The 15,516-nt window shown below is 71.2% G+C and carries 13 protein-coding genes; 12 read left to right on the forward strand and 1 reads right to left on the reverse strand.

What is annotated here, in order from left to right:
- The first annotated feature begins 216 nt into the window (after positions 1-216).
- The 10 genes from ACIBJH_RS30770 (at position 217) to ACIBJH_RS30815 (ending at position 13,067) form a co-directional block, all read left to right on the forward strand.
- Positions 217-1,251 (forward strand): methionine ABC transporter ATP-binding protein, encoded by a 1,035-nt coding sequence (locus ACIBJH_RS30770; protein WP_399120125.1) that lies wholly within the window; start codon positions 217-219, stop codon positions 1,249-1,251.
- Positions 1,248-1,952, forward strand: a complete 705-nt coding sequence (locus ACIBJH_RS30775; RefSeq protein ID WP_399120126.1) for a methionine ABC transporter permease — start codon at positions 1,248-1,250, stop codon at positions 1,950-1,952. Before ACIBJH_RS30770 ends, ACIBJH_RS30775 begins: the two co-directional genes overlap by 4 nt.
- An 81-nt stretch (positions 1,953-2,033) precedes the next feature.
- The gene (locus tag ACIBJH_RS30780) at positions 2,034-2,867 is read left to right on the forward strand and encodes a MetQ/NlpA family ABC transporter substrate-binding protein (RefSeq protein ID WP_399120128.1); all 834 of its coding nucleotides are present in this window, start codon (positions 2,034-2,036) and stop codon (positions 2,865-2,867) included.
- Positions 2,868-2,894: 27 nt separating this feature from the next.
- Positions 2,895-3,731: a MetQ/NlpA family ABC transporter substrate-binding protein gene (locus tag ACIBJH_RS30785; protein ID WP_399120129.1), complete on the forward strand. Its 837-nt coding sequence runs from the start codon at positions 2,895-2,897 to the stop codon at positions 3,729-3,731.
- A 143-nt stretch (positions 3,732-3,874) separates the two neighbouring features.
- Positions 3,875-4,513 (forward strand): GNAT family N-acetyltransferase, encoded by a 639-nt coding sequence (locus ACIBJH_RS30790; protein ID WP_399120130.1) that lies wholly within the window; start codon positions 3,875-3,877, stop codon positions 4,511-4,513.
- Between the two features lie 115 nt (positions 4,514-4,628).
- Positions 4,629-5,852, forward strand: a complete 1,224-nt coding sequence (gene cbiE / locus ACIBJH_RS30795) for a precorrin-6y C5,15-methyltransferase (decarboxylating) subunit CbiE (protein WP_399120132.1) — start codon at positions 4,629-4,631, stop codon at positions 5,850-5,852.
- A 384-nt stretch (positions 5,853-6,236) separates the two neighbouring features.
- A complete protein-coding gene (gene cobT / locus ACIBJH_RS30800) occupies positions 6,237-10,391 on the forward strand; it encodes a nicotinate-nucleotide--dimethylbenzimidazole phosphoribosyltransferase (protein ID WP_399120134.1) in 4,155 nt (1,384 codons plus the stop codon).
- 154 nt (positions 10,392-10,545) lie between these two features.
- On the forward strand, positions 10,546-11,778 hold the full coding sequence (gene cobA / locus ACIBJH_RS30805; RefSeq protein WP_399120135.1) for a uroporphyrinogen-III C-methyltransferase: 1,233 nt from the start codon (positions 10,546-10,548) through the stop codon (positions 11,776-11,778).
- A 64-nt stretch (positions 11,779-11,842) separates the two neighbouring features.
- Positions 11,843-12,661 (forward strand): TrmH family RNA methyltransferase, encoded by an 819-nt coding sequence (locus tag ACIBJH_RS30810; RefSeq protein WP_399120136.1) that lies wholly within the window; start codon positions 11,843-11,845, stop codon positions 12,659-12,661.
- 10 nt (positions 12,662-12,671) lie between these two features.
- Positions 12,672-13,067, forward strand: coding sequence for an NUDIX domain-containing protein (locus ACIBJH_RS30815; protein ID WP_399120138.1), 396 nt, complete (start codon positions 12,672-12,674; stop codon positions 13,065-13,067).
- A 129-nt stretch (positions 13,068-13,196) separates the two neighbouring features.
- Here ACIBJH_RS30815 and ACIBJH_RS30820 read toward each other — a convergent pair whose 3' ends face one another.
- Positions 13,197-14,558, reverse strand: a complete 1,362-nt coding sequence (locus tag ACIBJH_RS30820) for a serine/threonine-protein kinase (RefSeq protein ID WP_399120140.1) — start codon at positions 14,556-14,558, stop codon at positions 13,197-13,199.
- A 197-nt stretch (positions 14,559-14,755) separates the two neighbouring features.
- Between ACIBJH_RS30820 and ACIBJH_RS30825 the strand changes: the two genes are divergently transcribed.
- Positions 14,756-15,031 (forward strand): hypothetical protein, encoded by a 276-nt coding sequence (locus tag ACIBJH_RS30825; RefSeq protein WP_033282228.1) that lies wholly within the window; start codon positions 14,756-14,758, stop codon positions 15,029-15,031.
- Between the two features lie 212 nt (positions 15,032-15,243).
- On the forward strand, positions 15,244-15,453 hold the full coding sequence (locus tag ACIBJH_RS30830) for a hypothetical protein (protein ID WP_026178166.1): 210 nt from the start codon (positions 15,244-15,246) through the stop codon (positions 15,451-15,453).
- The last annotated feature ends 63 nt before the right edge of the window (positions 15,454-15,516 follow it).

Below are 15,516 nucleotides of genomic sequence, written 5' to 3' on the forward strand. Positions count from 1 at the left end.
GCGACCCTGACGCCCGGTGCTCGTTGTATGTGTCGAATGTGCGCCTTCTAGAGGGCCCCCGCACCACCCCCGGGCTTCGCGCCCCGAGCCTCGCGCCCCGAAGCGAGCCGTTGTGGCGTGTCCGTGTTTCCCACGCGACCGACGCCGCCCCGCGCACATTTCCCATCCGTACGAGGGCACACCCACGCCCGCGTGCTCGACAGTCATGGAACCCCAGTGATCACCACATCGGGCCTGACCAAGGTCTACCGCTCACGCGGCCGTGAGGTCACCGCCCTCGACGGCGTCGACCTCCACGTCCGCGAAGGCGAGGTGTACGGCGTCATCGGCCAGTCCGGCGCCGGCAAGTCCTCGCTCATCCGCTGCGTCAACCTGCTGGAGAAACCCACCGCAGGCACGGTCACCGTCGACGGGCAGGACCTCACCGCCCTCGCCGGGCGCGGACCGCGTGCCGGACGGGAACTCCGGCAGGCGCGCAGCCGTATCGGCATGGTCTTCCAGCACTTCAACCTGCTCTCCTCGCGGACCGTGCAGGACAACGTCGAGCTGCCGCTCGAAATCCTCGGGAAGTCGGGGAAGGAACGATCCGCCAAGGCCCTCGAACTCCTCGACCTCGTCGGGCTCGCCGACAAGGCGAAGGCCTACCCGGCCCAGCTCTCCGGCGGCCAGAAGCAGCGCGTCGGCATCGCCCGCGCGCTGGCCGGCGACCCCAAGGTGCTGCTCTCCGACGAGGCCACCAGCGCCCTCGACCCGGAGACCACCCGCTCGATCCTCCAGCTGCTGCGCGACCTGAACCGGCAGCTGGGCCTGACCGTCCTGCTCATCACCCATGAGATGGACGTCGTGAAGTCGGTCTGCGACTCCGCCGCGCTCATGCAGAACGGGCGCATCGTCGAGTCCGGCACGGTGAGCGAACTGCTCGCCACCCCCGGCTCCGAGCTGGCCTCCGCGCTCTTCCCCGTCAGCGGCGAGGCGGGCGGCCAGGACCGGACCGTCGTCGACGTCACCTTCCACGGCGAGGCCGCCACCCAGCCCGTCGTCTCCCAGCTCTCGCGCACCTACAACATCGACATCTCGATCCTCGGCGCCGCCATCGACACCGTCGGCGGACTCCAGGTCGGCCGCATGCGCATCGAACTGCCCGGCCGCTACGAGGACAACGTCGTGCCGATCGGCTTCCTGCGCGAACAGGGCCTGCAGATCGACGTGTTGGGCCAGGAGCCCGTACTGCTGAAGGAAGGTGCCAAGTGAGCTGGTCCGAGATGCAGCCCCTGCTGTCCGAGGCGTGTTGGGACACGCTCTACATGGTCGGCTGGTCCACGGTCATCGCCGTCGTCGGCGGACTCCCGCTCGGCATCCTGCTGGTCCTCACCGACCGCGGCGGACTGCTCCAGAACGTCGCCGCCAACAAGGTCATCGGGCAGATCGTGAACGTCGCCCGCTCGCTGCCGTTCATCATCCTCATGGTCGCGCTGATGAACTTCACGCGGACCATCACCGGCACGACCATCGGCCGCGAGGCCGCCATCGTGCCGCTCGCGATCGGGGCGATCCCCTTCTTCGCGCGCCTTGTCGAGACGGCTGTCCGCGAAGTGGACGGCGGGCTCGTCGAGGCCGTGCAGTCGATGGGCGGCAACACCTGGACCATCGTGCGCAAGGTCCTCGTACCGGAGTCCCTGCCCTCGCTGATCTCCAGCACCACGACGACGATCGTCGCGCTCATCGGCTACTCCGCGATGGCGGGCACTGTCGGCGCGGGCGGCCTCGGCGACATCGCCATCCGCTACGGCTACCAGCGCTTCGAGACCCAGCTGATGTGGATCACCGTGGCGATCCTCGCGGTGGTCATCTCCCTCATCCAGTTCGCCGGCGACTACGCGGCCCGCTCCGTGCACCGGCGCGGCGGACGGTCGGGTCCCGCGCCGAGGCTCCGGCTGCTGAAAGCCGCGTAGGCCCACCCCCCCCACCCAGGCTCCCCGCACCACCCACCGCGGGGTCGTAGTACGCGACACCCTTCAGGAAAGGCACTTTTCGTGCGTAACACCGCAAAACTCACCACCGCCGTCCTCGCCGCCGGAGCGCTCACCTTCGCGCTCTCCGCCTGCGGCTCGGACAAGGGCTCCTCCTCGGCCTCCGACTACAGCGGACCGCTGGTCGTCGCCGCGAGCCCCACCCCGCACGCCGAGATCCTCGACTACGTCAAGGACCACCTGGCGAAGAAGGCCGGACTCGACCTGGAGGTCAAGGAGTTCACCGACTACGTCACACCGAACACGGCGACCGAGGACGGCTCGGTGGGCGCCAACTACTTCCAGAACCAGCCGTACCTGGACGACTTCAACAAGAAGAACGGCACCCACATCGTGCCCGTCGTCACGGTCCACCTGGAGCCGCTCGGCCTCTACTCCCACAAGGTGAAGAGCGCCGACGCCCTGAAGAGCGGCGCGACGATCGCGGTTCCGAACGACAGCGTCAACGAGGCCCGTGCCCTCAAGCTGCTCGCGGCGAACAAGCTGATCACCCTCAAGGCAGGCGTGGGCAACGAGGCGACCCCCGCGGACATCACCGACAACCCCAAGAAGCTCAAGTTCAAGGAGCTGGAGGCGGCCCAGACCCCGCGCTCCCTGGACGACGTCGACGCGGCCGTCATCAACGGCAACTACGCCATCTCCTCCGGCCTGAAGCCCGCCAAGGACGCCCTCGTCCTGGAGTCCGCGACGGACAACCCGTACGGCAACTTCCTCGCCGTGAAGAAGGGCAACGAGAAGGACCCGCGCGTCAAGAAGCTCGCGAAGCTGCTGACCTCGCCCGAGGTGAAGAAGTTCATCGAGGACAAGTACGCCGGCTCCGTCATCCCGTCCTTCTGATCCGAGCAGCCGACTAGGGGATCGACCATGCGCAAGAGCATCGCCGTCACGGCGGCCGGACTCGCCGTGACCTTCTTCGGCCTCACTGCCTGCGGTTCGGGCTCCGGCTCCGGCAAGAGCGGCGGCAAGGACGACGGCACCCTCGTCGTCGGCGCCACCGCCGTGCCGGCCGGCGAGGTCCTGACGTACATCAAGGACAACCTCGCCGCGAAGGCCGGACTCGACCTGGAGATAAAGGAGTTCACGGACTACGTCCTGCCGAACACCGCGCTCCAGGAGGGCTCGCTGGACGCGAACCTCTACCAGAACCAGCCCTTCCTCGACGAGTTCAACAAGAGCAAGGGCACCGACCTGGTCCCGGTCGTCAAGGCGTATCTGCCGCCGATGGGCGTGTACTCCAAGAAGATCGAGGACATCGCGAAGCTCGGCGACGGAGCCACCGTCGCCGTGCCGAACGAGACCACCAACGAGGGGCGCGCCCTCAAACTCCTCGCCGCCAAGGGGCTGCTCACGCTCAAGGCGGGCGCGGGCACCGACGCGTCCCCGGCGGACGTCACGGCCAACCCGAAGCACCTGAAGTTCAAGGAGCTGGATCCGGCCCAACTCCCGCGCTCGCTCGACGACGTGGACGTGGCCGTCATCAACAACAACTACGCCCAGGACGCGGGCCTCAGCCCCGCCAAGGACGCGATCCTCCTGGAGTCGGCGAAGGACAACCCCTACGCCAACCTCCTGGCCGTCAAACGCGGCAACGAGGACGACCCCCGGGTCGCAAAGCTCGCGAAGCTGCTCGTCTCCGCCGACGTGAAGAAGTTCATAGCGGAGAAGTACAAGGGCTCCGTCCTGCCGGTCACTTCCGGCTGACAGGGGCGTATACGGCGTAACACCACGCACGGGGTCCACTCGCTCACCGCGGGTGGACCCCGTGGTGCGGTTCACTGCTTTCATGCTGCATGCTGGGCAGTTCAGGTTGCCCTGAACATTTTCCAAAGGTTACGGAGTGGCGCATGACTAGCACCTTCCCCAACATCTCCATCAGCACGGAGCGGTTGGTGCTGCGGCCCCTCGACGAGGACGATGTGCAGGCCCTGGCCGAGATGATGAACGACGAGCAGGTCGCGGCCTGGACCCACGTGCCCCAGCCGTTCACCGTCGCCGGCGCCCGCGAGTGGATCACCCACTACGCGCCCGCCGAACGGACTTCGGGCCGCGGCCTCGACCTCGCCGTCACCGAGTTCCTCACCCAACGGCTCGTCGGCATCGTCCAGTTGACCAAGACGAACTGGCATGTCCGGTCCACCGAACTGTCGTACATCATCGCCCCGTGGGCCCGCGGTGAGGGCTACGCCTCCGAAGCCGCCCTCGCCACCGCCCAATGGCTGTTCGGCGACCAGAAGTTGGAGCGCATCGAACTGCGCACCGCCGCCGACAACACCGCCTCCCAGCAGGTCGCCCAGAAGATCGGCTGCATCAGCGAGGGCGTCCTGCGCAACGCCTGCATAGCGCACGTCCACGCCGACGACGGCACCTGGATCGACGTCCGTACCGACTTCATCGTGTGGAGCCTCCTCCCGGAGGACCTGGAGGGCACGGCGGAGCAGCTCGCCGACGTCGACGGTTTCACGTCACTCGCCGACTGGAACTGAATCCGGCGGGTACGACCACGGGAGCACCGCCCAGCCGCACCAGGTACCCTCACGGTGCCCGCGTACGGGCAGCTTCCCCCGACGACCTGCGAATTACCCCTGGAGACTGACGACGATGGCCGACCGCGTCACGGTGATCGGCTGGGACGGCTCTCCGCTGACAGCTGCGGCACGCTCCGCCCTGAGCGCCGCCACCCTGGTGGCCGGCGCGCCCCACCACCTGGAGCTGCCCGAGGTGCCGGCGCGCGCCGAACGCATCCGCCTCGGCAGCGTGGCCCTCGCCGCCCGCCGTATCGCCGGCGTCCGCGGCACCGCGGTGGTGTTCGCCGACGGGGACCCGGGCTTCTTCGGCGTCGTACGGACCCTGCGCGCACCCGAGTTCGGCCTGGAGGTGGAGGTCGTCCCCGCCGTCTCCTCGGTGGCCGCCGCCTTCGCCCGCGCCGGGATGCCCTGGGACGACGCACAGGTGGTCGTCGCCCACAGACGCACCCTGCGACGCGCGGTGAACGTATGCCGGGCCCACACGAAGGTCGCCGTCCTCACCTCACCGGGCGCGGGACCCGCCGAACTCGGCCTGCTGCTGGAAGGCGTTCACCGCACCTTCGTCATCTGCGAGGAACTCGGCACCGAGCACGAACAGGTCACCGTCCTCACCTCCGACAAGGCGGCCGACCGCACCTGGCGCGACCCCAACGTCGTGATCGTCATGGGCGGCCCCGTCGGCCCGACGGTCACGGCGGGACCGGGTGAGGGCTGGATCGCCGGCCGCGACCCGGCCGCCGTCGCCCGAGGCTGGACCCTGCCCGCCGAGGCCTACGGCGGTGAGCTCGGCGAGGGCGAGACGGATCTGCTCCGGGCCGCCCAACTCGCCCGCCTCGGCCCGCGCGTGGGAGACCTCGTGTGGGACATCGGCTGCGGCAGCGGAGCCTTCGCCATCGAGGCGGCCCGCGCCGGAGCCGCCGTCATCGCCGTCGACCGCGACGCCCAGGCCTGCGCCCGCACCGACGCGGCGGCCCGCAGCTTCGGCGTGCACCTCCAGATCGTCAAGGGCGACGCCCCGCACATCCTGGAGAACCTCCCCGAACCTGACGTAGTACGCGTCGGCGGCGGGGGAGTGGCCGTCGTCTCCGCGGTCGCCGACCGGCGCCCGCAGCGCATCGTGGCGCACGCCTCCACTCGCGACGAGGCCGAACTCGTCGGCCGCGACCTGACGGAGCACGGCTACCACGTCGAGTGCGCCCTCCTCCAGTCCGTCGAACTCGACACCAGGGCCTGGACGGAGACGGAACGGAGTGTCGCATTCCTGCTCAGCGGCCTCCTTCCCGAGCGCGTTTCGTGACCCCTCGAACCGTCCCCGTGATCCTGTTGTCGTACTGCGCGCGGTAGGCTGGCGGACCGTTGTACCGCACAGGGTGGACCGGCGCTTCGTTCGCCAATGTCCGGAAAACCCGCCCGTTTTGGGGTGTGTGTGGTACAGCGGAACCGGAGGACGCGCAACGTGGCGCAGTCCACAGCGGGCCGTCGCGGATCAAGCTGCCGCGACGGCGCAACGGCCGCGACAATGCCATTGAATGGCTTTGTCGTCTAAATGGCTTTGTCGCTTTTTGGCGTCGGGTCGTTCGTGCCGCTGGACAGGCACGCTCGTTCTCCACTGCGGGGCGGTCGGTGCGCCGTTCCCGGAGAGCGGGTCGTAGAAGCACTAACCGATGGGCGAGGGGTACGCATGACCGACACCGGCCAGGTCCCGGCCGAGGGGTTGCCGGAGAACGCAGGCATGGTGGAACAGCCGAGCGTTCCCGCACACGGCGCGTACACCTACCACTCCGAGACCACCGCCGAGGACGACGACCTGCTGCTCCTGCCGGGCGCCCAGGGCGCCTGGGGCAACGAGGTCCCGCCCCCCGTCCCCGAGCCGGTCGTCGAGACCGTCCAGGAGCCCGCACCGCACGAGCCCGCGGCGTATGAGCCGGATCCGCACGACTCGGCTCCGCACGAGCCCGGTCCGCACGAGACGGCCGGCCGCGACAGCGGTTCCGTCGACCTCGGCGCCGTCCGGCTCGCCGAACCGCCGCCCGCGCCGGTCACCCCGCGTCGCCCGCTGCACCTCGGCCCGCCCCTCCCCGACACCTCCGCGAGCCCCGTCCGCTCCCTCGCCGACCGCGGCCCCGCGGGTGCGCCGGTACGGCAGACCGGCCGCCCGACGACCGGCCCCGAGTACCTCGACGCACCCCAACTCCGCGACCTGCCCCCGCAGGGCGCTGCCCCCTGGGGCGCCCAGGCGCCGGCCGAAGCAGGGGTGCGAACGGCGGAAACGGTTGCCCCGGCGCCGACACCCGAACCGGGCCCGGAGTCCGGCGGCGCGGCCCAGGCCGCGGTCGCGAGGCTCGCCACGGAAGCGGTGAACGGGACGGTCGCCACGGCCCCCGACGCGGGGGAGGCCTGGCAGGGCCACGGCCAGCAGTACGCGGCGGAGACGGCCGCGACGGCAGCGGTGTCCGCTTCGGTTCCCTCGGCATCCTCCGCTTCTTCGGTGCACGCGAGCACGGAGAGCTCCGGAACGGCTGGTGTCCCTGAGACGGGTCAACTGCCCGAGGGTGCGGACGAGTTGGGTGCCGGGCAGGTCCAGGACGGCGCCGGGTTCGGCAACGGGCACGACCAGGGTGTCGAGGCAGTCGTGACTTACGACGCCGGGCAGGTTGCCCAGGCTGTCGGCGCTCACGATGCCGAAGGCCTTGGCGCCGAGGCGGACTCCGAGGCCGCGTTCGTTCACGGCGACGGCACAGCCCCCGAGGCCGCACTCGGACAGGACGTTGCCCCGAGCGCCGAGGATGCCCAGGCACAGGGCGCCCACGCGGGCCCCGACGCGGAGTTCCCGCACGGTGACGGCACCGGCGCGGAGGCAGTGCTCCTGCACGGCGCCGACCCCGGCACTGAGGGCGTAGTCGTCCACGGTGATGGCACCGGTCCTGAGACCGCCGTCGTCCACGCTGATGGCCCCGGCATCGAGGCCGCGGTCGTCCACGGCGACGGCGATGGGTCCGGCCCTGAAGCCGTCGTACTCGTGCACGGTGACGGATCTGGCCCCGAGGCCGCGCTGCCGCACCTGGCAGGCTCCGCTCTCGACGCCGTGCTCGCGCAAGGCGGCACCCCCGTGTCCGAGGCCGCGCCAGCGCAAGTCGGCGACGCTCCCGTCCCCGATTCCGCGTCGGTTCAGAGCACCGACCAGGTTCCCGAGGGCGCGTTCGTCGCCTCCCCGGCCCCGGAAGACGTAGCCGCTGCGGAGCCGGGCCAGGCGCAGGGCGTCGTGTTCGCCCCCGGTGCCGACCAGGTCGCCGACGCCGCTCCGGTCCAGGAGGCAGCTCTCCTCGACGGGGCGGACGAGGCCCAAGGCGCCGGGGCAACTCCCCCTGTTCCTAAGGGAGTCGAGATCCCGATCGCCTCCGAGGCCGAGCCGCTCGCCACCGCCGTGGACACGGCACAGCCCGCCCCCACGGCCGACGACTCGGCTCCGCTCGCCGAGGCCACCCCGGTCCCGACGCAGGCCCCGGACGCGGCGCACCTCGACAGCGCGGTCACGCCCGCCGAGGCCGCTCCCGTCGAGGCCGCCCCCGCTCCGCTCGCCGAAGGCTCACCCGTCCTCCTCGGCGCGGTCCCGGGCGACCCGGCCCCCCAGCCCACCGCCGCACCCGAAGCCGTGGCGGAGCAGCAGTTCACGGTCGAGGCGGAGCCGGCGCTCGCGCCGCAGCCGATCGCCGCCGAGGGCCACGGAGCGGAAGCCGCCGACCCGCAGGCACCCTCCCTCGCCCAACCCACCACCCCGGACGCCGAGTTCGTCGAGTTCGCGGAGGTGCCGCAGGCCGTCCCGGCGGGCGCCGGCCCCGACGACTCCCTCGGCCGGTTCGTGCCGGTGGAGGGCTCGGTGCCCACCACCCCGCACCTCGCACCGACCCCGCCGCACCCCCTCACCCTCCCCACGGAGGAGCCGTCCGGCGGTCCGGAATCCTTCGCCGCCGTCCCCGGCCCCCGTGAGGCCGATGCCGACGGTGAGCCCGAACTCGTACAGCACGCGGACGACCTGGACACCCGGGCCGCCGACCAGGAGGAAGAGAGCACGGCCGCAGTGGAAGACGTACGAGAGTCCACCGGCCCTGCGGCACCCGCCTACGACGACGCCGAGCGCGAGGCCGTGCTGAAGGTGATGCGCGAACGCCGTGACATCCGCAACGGCTTCCGCAGCGACCCGATCCCGCACGACGTGCTGCTGCGTGTGCTGGAGGCGGCGCACACGGCGCCGTCCGTCGGGCACTCCCAGCCGTGGGACTTCGTGGTCATCCGTTCCGCCGACACCCGCCGCAACATGCACGAACTGGCCCAGAGCCAGCGCGAGGCGTACGCCAAGTCGCTGCCCAAGGGCCGGGCGAAGCAGTTCAAGGAACTGAAGATCGAGGCGATCCTCGACACCCCGGTGAACATCGTCGTCACCGCCGACCCCACCCGTGGCGGCCGGCACACCCTGGGCCGTCACACGCAGCCGCAGATGGCGCCGTACTCCGCCGCCCTCGCGGTGGAGAACCTGTGGCTCGCGGCGCGCGCCGAGGGCCTCGGGGTCGGCTGGGTCAGCTTCTTCGACGAGCGCGAGATGGTCCGCGCGCTCGGTCTGCCGGAGCACCTGGAGGTCATCGCGTACCTCTGCGTCGGCTACGTCGACGAGTTCCCGGACGAGCCCGAGCTGATGCAGGCCGGCTGGTCCAAGCGCCGCCCGCTGTCGTGGGTCGTGCACGAGGAGACGTACGGCCGCCGTGCCCTGCCCGGCGAGGACCCGCACGACCTGCTCGCGGAGACCGTCGCCGGGATCCGCCCGCTGGACGCGAAGGCGCTCGGCGAGGCGTGGGAGCGGCAGAAGCGGATGACGAAGCCGCCGGGCTCGCTCGGCATGCTGGAGATCATCTCCGCGCAGCTGTCCGGTCTCTCCCGGCAGTGCCCGCCGCCGATCCCGGAGCCCGCGGCCGTCGCGATCTTCGCGGGCGACCACGGTGTGCACGCGCAGGGCGTCACCCCCTGGCCGCAGGAGGTGACGGCCCAGATGGTCGCCAACTTCCTTGGCGGCGGCGCCGTTTGCAACGCCTTCGCGAGTCAGGTGGGCGCCGAGGTGTGTGTCGTGGATGTGGGTGTGGCGTCCGAACTGCCCGCCACCCCAGGCCTGTTGCCCCGGAAGATCCGGGCCGGTACGTCGGACATGACGACCGGTCCCGCGATGTCCCGCGAGGAGGCCAAGCAGGCCATCGAGGTGGGCATCGAGACGGCCCGCGACCTCGTGGCGGCGGGCAACAAGGCTTTGCTCACAGGGGAGATGGGCATCGCGAACACGACCGCGTCCGCCGCCCTGATCTCGGTGTTCACGGACACCGACCCCGCCGACGTCACCGGCCGGGGCACCGGCATCAACGACGAGACCCTGGCCCGCAAGACGGAGGTCGTGCGCCGCGCGATCGAACTCCACCAGCCGGACCCCGCCGACCCCATCGGCGTCCTCGCCGCGATCGGCGGCTTCGAGCACGCGGCCATGGTCGGCCTGCTGCTCGGCGGCGCCTCCCTGCGCACGCCGGTGATCCTGGACGGCGTCAGCGCCGGCGCGGCCGCCCTGGTGGCGCGGGCGATCGCCCCCGAGGTCCTCGCGGCCTGCATCGCGGGCCACCGCAGTGCCGAACCGGGTCACGTCGCCGCCCTCAACAAGCTCGGCCTGCGCCCCTTGGTCGACCTCGACCTCCGCCTCGGCGAGGGCACGGGCGCGCTGCTGGCCCTGCCGCTGGTGCAGAGCACGGCGCGGGCGATGCACGAGGTGGCGACGTTCGATTCCGCCGGGGTGACCGAGAAGTAGACGCCCGCAGGGGGCTGTGGCGGCTCAGCCAGTGGACCGGCCGAGCCGCCACAGCCCCCTGCCCGTAAAATCTGCACGTCAGGGCCACCGCACGTCGTACAGCACTCGTACAGCACGTCGGGCAAACCCGCCGTAAAAGAGGAGCCGCACCCTCATGGCCGAAAACCCCGCCTACCCCGTAGGCCTCCGCCTCACCGGCCGCCGGGTCGTCGTCCTGGGCGGCGGCCAGGTCGCCCAGCGCCGCCTCCCGGCGCTCATCGCGGCAGGCGCTGACATCACCCTCGTGTCCCCCGAGGCGACCCCCTCCGTCGAGGCGATGGCGGACGCGGGCGAGATCACCTGGGAGCGACGCCCGTACGCGGACGGCGACTTGGCGAACGCCTGGTACGCCCTGATCGCCACCACCGACCCCGAGGCCAACACCGCCGCCTCCGCCGAGGCGGAGCGCAACCGCGTCTGGTGCGTCCGCTCCGACGACGCCGACCAGGCCACCGCGTGGACCCCGGCGACCGGCCACAGCGAGGGCGTCACCGTCGCCGTACTCACCACGGACGCGCGCGGCCGGGACCCCCGCCACACCGCCGCGATCCGCGACGCGGTCGTCGCGGGCCTGCGTGACGGCACCCTGGTCGCCCCGCACCACCGCACCAGGACGCCCGGCGTCGCCCTCGTCGGCGGCGGCCCCGGCGACCCGGACCTGATCACGGTCCGCGGCCGTCGCCTCCTCGCCGAGGCCGACGTCGTCATCGCCGACCGCCTCGGCCCCCGCGACCTCCTCGCCGAACTCCCCCCGCACGTCGAGGTGATCGACGCGGCGAAGATCCCCTACGGCCGCTACATGGCCCAGGAGGCCATCAACAACGCGCTGATCGAACACGCCAAGCAGGGCAAGTCGGTCGTACGGCTCAAGGGCGGTGATCCGTACGTCTACGGCCGTGGCATGGAGGAGGTCCAGGCGCTCGCCGAGGCCGGCATCCCGTGCACGGTGGTGCCCGGCATCTCCAGTTCGATCTCGGTACCGGGAGCCGCCGGCATCCCGGTCACCCACCGAGGCGTCGCCCACGAGTTCACCGTCGTCAGCGGCCATGTCGCCCCCGACGACGAGCGCTCCCTGGTCGACTGGCCGTCCCTCGCGAAGCTCACCGGCACGCTGGTGGTCCTGATGGGCGTGGACAAGATAGGGAAGATCGCCGAGACCCTGATCGCACACGGGAAGCCGGCCGACACCCCGGTGGCCCTGGTCCAGGAGGGCACGACGGCCGCCCAGCGCCGGGTGGACGCGACCCTCGCGACGGTCGGCGAGACCGTACGCGCGGAGGACGTGAAGCCCCCGGCGGTGATCGTCATCGGCGCGGTCGTCACCGTAGGCCCGAAGGCCCTCGCGTAACCCCGGGTAACACAACCCGTTCCCAGCCGTTGGCACGACACCCAGGACAAGGCAGTATCACCCTGTGGCCGATCTCATCACCGTTGAGGATCCCGACGACCCGCGCCTGCGTGATTACACGGGCCTGACCGACGTAGAGCTGCGCCGCAAGCGCGAACCGGCCGAGGGCCTGTTCATCGCCGAGGGCGAGAAGGTCATCAGACGGGCCAAGGACGCGGGCTACGAGATGCGCTCCATGCTGCTGTCCGCGAAGTGGGTCGACGTCATGCGGGACGTCATCGACGAACTCCCGGCCCCCGTCTACGCGGTGAGCCCGGAGCTGGCCGAACGCGTCACGGGCTACCACGTGCACAGAGGCGCGCTGGCCTCCATGCAACGCAAACCGCTCCCCACGGCCCACGAACTCCTCCAGACCACCCGCAGAGTCGTCGTCATGGAGTCGGTCAACGACCACACCAACATCGGCGCGATCTTCCGCTCGGCGGCGGCACTGGGCATGGACGCGGTCCTGCTGTCCCCCGACTGCGCGGACCCGCTGTACCGCCGCAGCGTGAAGGTCTCGATGGGCGCGGTGTTCTCCGTTCCCTACGCCCGCCTCGAAAGCTGGCCCAAGGGCCTGGAGTCGGTCCGTGAGGCAGGCTTCACGCTCCTCGCCCTCACCCCCGACGAGAAGGCGAAGAGCCTCGACGAGGCGGCCCCGCACCGTATGGACCGGGTCGCGCTGATGCTGGGAGCAGAGGGCGACGGCCTGTCCACCCAGGCCCTGGTGGCGGCCGACGAATGGGTCCGCATTCCCATGGCCCACGGCGTCGACTCCCTCAACGTGGGCGCCGCCGCTGCCGTAGCCTTCTACGCGGTGGCCACCGGCCGCCCCGAACTCTAGGGAGCACGGCTTGGCGCAGCGCGAGGCGATCGTCGCAGTCCTCCGGCGCGCGGACCGCGTCCTGGTCATCCGCCGGGGCCCCGACTCCGCCCGCTCCGGCTACTGGGCCCCGCTCAGCGGCAAGCTCGAACCGGGCGAGACGCAGGAAGAAGCCCTGGTCAGAGAGGTCCACGAGGAGGTCGGCCTCGCGGTCTCCCCACTCGCCAAGGTCTGGCAGTCCGAGACCGACGACGGCAGCTTCCGCCTCCACTGGTGGACCGCCACCGAAACAGGCAACGGCACGATCGTCCCCGACCCGGGCGAGGTCTCCGAGGTCCGCTGGGTCACCCCGGCGGAGTTCCTGACGATGACCCCGCTGTTCGACGCGGACCGGGAGTTTTTCGCGCACATCTTGCCGAGCCTGTAAGCACGGCGGGCACCCTCCAGCCCGTCCGGCGTTTGAGGACGAGGCCGTTCAGGGCCGAAGCGGGGGTCTGGGGGCGCAGCCCCCGGGGACGGGACGGGTAGGGGCGGCGGGGGCGAAACAACCCCACGCTCACGACTCGGCGAAACCGCCCACAGCCCCGAACCGCCCATCCGCCCCTACGACGCGCTGTACACCGCCCCCCGTGCGCCCAAGCCCATGCGCAGGCCCCGAACACCCCTGCGCCACCGCGATCCCGAGCGCGACCAGCAAGGTCACCACGACGAACACGAACAACCGCTGCCGCAGCAGGCGCGGGTTCGCGGGCCGCCGCCCGGTGCCCGTGGTCCGCGGTCCAGGCCGACCGGCGCCACTGCGCGGTGCGGGCCGGCTGCCACTGCCGTTGCCGGACCGGGTGGTGTTGCGCCCGGCCGGAGTCGGCCGCGCCGAGCCCGGCCGCGAAGGAACGCCGCCGCCCCCACGGGAGGGACTGCCACCACCCCGCGACGGCGGAGCCGCTCCACGAGGAGCAGGGGTCCCCTGCGGCCCCTGCGGACGTCGCCCGCCCTGCGTGCGCTGCTGCTCGGGATAGCTCTCGGTGAGCCGCCCGGTGGGCCGGTCCGCTTCACCACCACGCGGCGCGGGCGGTCGTACGTCCGACAGGCCCTGGGCCTCGCGTGCGGCGATCTCCTTGAGACGCAAGGACAGTTGGAGGGTGCTCGGCCGCTCCTCGGGGTCCTTCGCCAGACACGCGCGGACCAGCGGAGCGAGTGCGTCCGGTACGCCGTGCAGCTGCGCCTCCTCGTGCACCACGCGGTACAGCATCACCTCCGAACTGCCGTGCCCGAAGGGCGAGTCGGAGGTCGAGGCATACGCGAGCGTGGCACCGAGCGAGAACACGTCCGTGGCCGGCGTGACCGCGGCCCCCCGCACCTGTTCGGGCGCGAGGAAGCCGGGCGAACCGACCGCCGTTCCGACGTGCGTGAGCGTCGAGGCACCGGTCGCCCAGGCGATACCGAAGTCGATGATCCGCGGTCCCTTGGGGGAGAGCAGAATGTTGGACGGCTTGAGATCCCGGTGGACGACCCCGGCCTCGTGCACGGCGACGAGCCCCTCGGACAAGGCAGCCCCGATCGCGGCGACCTCGGCAGCCCCCAGCGCCCCCTCGTCGGCGACCTTGTCGTGGAGAGAGGGCCCGGGAACGTACTGCGTCGCGAACCACGGCCGGTCGGCCTCAAGATCCGCCGCCACGAGCCGAGCCGTGCACCCACCCCGAATGCGCCGCGCGGCCGACACCTCGCGTGCGAACCGCGAACGGAACTCCTGGTCCTCCGCCAGATCCGGCCGGATCACCTTGAGCGCGACCCGCTGACCCTTGCGGTCGGAACCCAGATAGACGACGCCCATTCCGCCCGCGCCGAGCCGTCTGTGAAGCCTGAACGAGCCGACGACGCGCGGGTCCTCGCGCCTCAGGCGCATCATCGCCATGTTCATCCCCGCTGCCCGGTCCGTATGACGAGCGACAGCTTACGTTTCCACCGCCGCCCGCGCGCAAAGGCCGCGCCCTCTCGGACCGACGGATTGTCAGTGCCGGGTGGGAAACTTTGAAGGGTGGTCAGAGGCCGTGCGAACAGCAGGACTTCGTACTGCCCCCAACCCCAACCAACCATCACAGAAGGGGGATTGAGCGCGTGAAGGGTGATCGCGTCGAGATAGTGGTGGACGCAGGCGACACAACGCGAACGTACGAGGTGGTGGCGAGCAGGGCGGGCCGCAGGGTGGAGACGGCGGTACGACGAGGTGTCGTGGAAGTGAGCGAAGTCACCCGCAGCGGCTCCGTCGTCCGCACCGCCCGCTTCATGGCGACCCGGGTCCTCGCCCTGGTCGAGCAGCCGGTCCCGCGCGAGGACAGCTCAGAGAAAGCGGGGCACACCGGACTCCCCCTCAGGGAAGACCCCGAGACCTAGGACCTCGTCTCCACCCAGGGGAGTAGTTCGCAGGTCATTGCTCATCCTCCGGGAGGCCCGCCAATCGGTACGAGGGCATGACGACCGGCACCCGCCGCACGCCTAGATTTGAGGTCAAGCGGCGGGTGCAGCACTCGTCCCCCGAGGTCAGACACCCGCCGCTGCCAACGACAACCGAGTTCGGTCAACGGAGCACGGTCAGGAGAGGGACCATGGCCCACACGGCACCGCGGGCATTGATCCGCGAAGAGGGACGCAAGGCGTACAACGCGGCGTTCCGCACCCGCCGCACAGGCCGTCGCCACCCACTGGTGGCGACCTTGATGGCACTTCCCCTGGCGGTCCTGCTCCTCGTCGTCTTCGACGGCTGGGAGACCGTGGCCACACAGGCGTCGTCCGTGGGAGTGATGCTGGGGCGCTGAGCGGCGACCCCAGGCCCGGAAGAGCGGTCCGGGCGGGGACATCAACCCATGAAACCCCGTGGG

Source organism: Streptomyces sp. NPDC050548, assembly GCF_044457385.1.
Taxonomy (GTDB): Bacteria; Actinomycetota; Actinomycetes; order Streptomycetales; family Streptomycetaceae; genus Streptomyces.

Bases quoted from the DNA above. Each gene is read 5' to 3' on its own strand.
- ACIBJH_RS30830 (WP_026178166.1), top strand. From the start codon at position 15,244: ATGGCCCACACGGCACCGCGGGCATTGATCCGCGAAGAGGGACGCAAG.
- cobT (WP_399120134.1), top strand. From the start codon at position 6,237: ATGACCGACACCGGCCAGGTCCCGGCCGAGGGGTTGCCGGAGAACGCA.
- ACIBJH_RS30785 (WP_399120129.1), top strand. From the start codon at position 2,895: ATGCGCAAGAGCATCGCCGTCACGGCGGCCGGACTCGCCGTGACCTTC.
- ACIBJH_RS30790 (WP_399120130.1), top strand. From the start codon at position 3,875: ATGACTAGCACCTTCCCCAACATCTCCATCAGCACGGAGCGGTTGGTG.
- ACIBJH_RS30820 (WP_399120140.1), bottom strand. From the start codon at position 14,558: ATGAACATGGCGATGATGCGCCTGAGGCGCGAGGACCCGCGCGTCGTC.
- cobA (WP_399120135.1), top strand. From the start codon at position 10,546: ATGGCCGAAAACCCCGCCTACCCCGTAGGCCTCCGCCTCACCGGCCGC.
- cbiE (WP_399120132.1), top strand. From the start codon at position 4,629: ATGGCCGACCGCGTCACGGTGATCGGCTGGGACGGCTCTCCGCTGACA.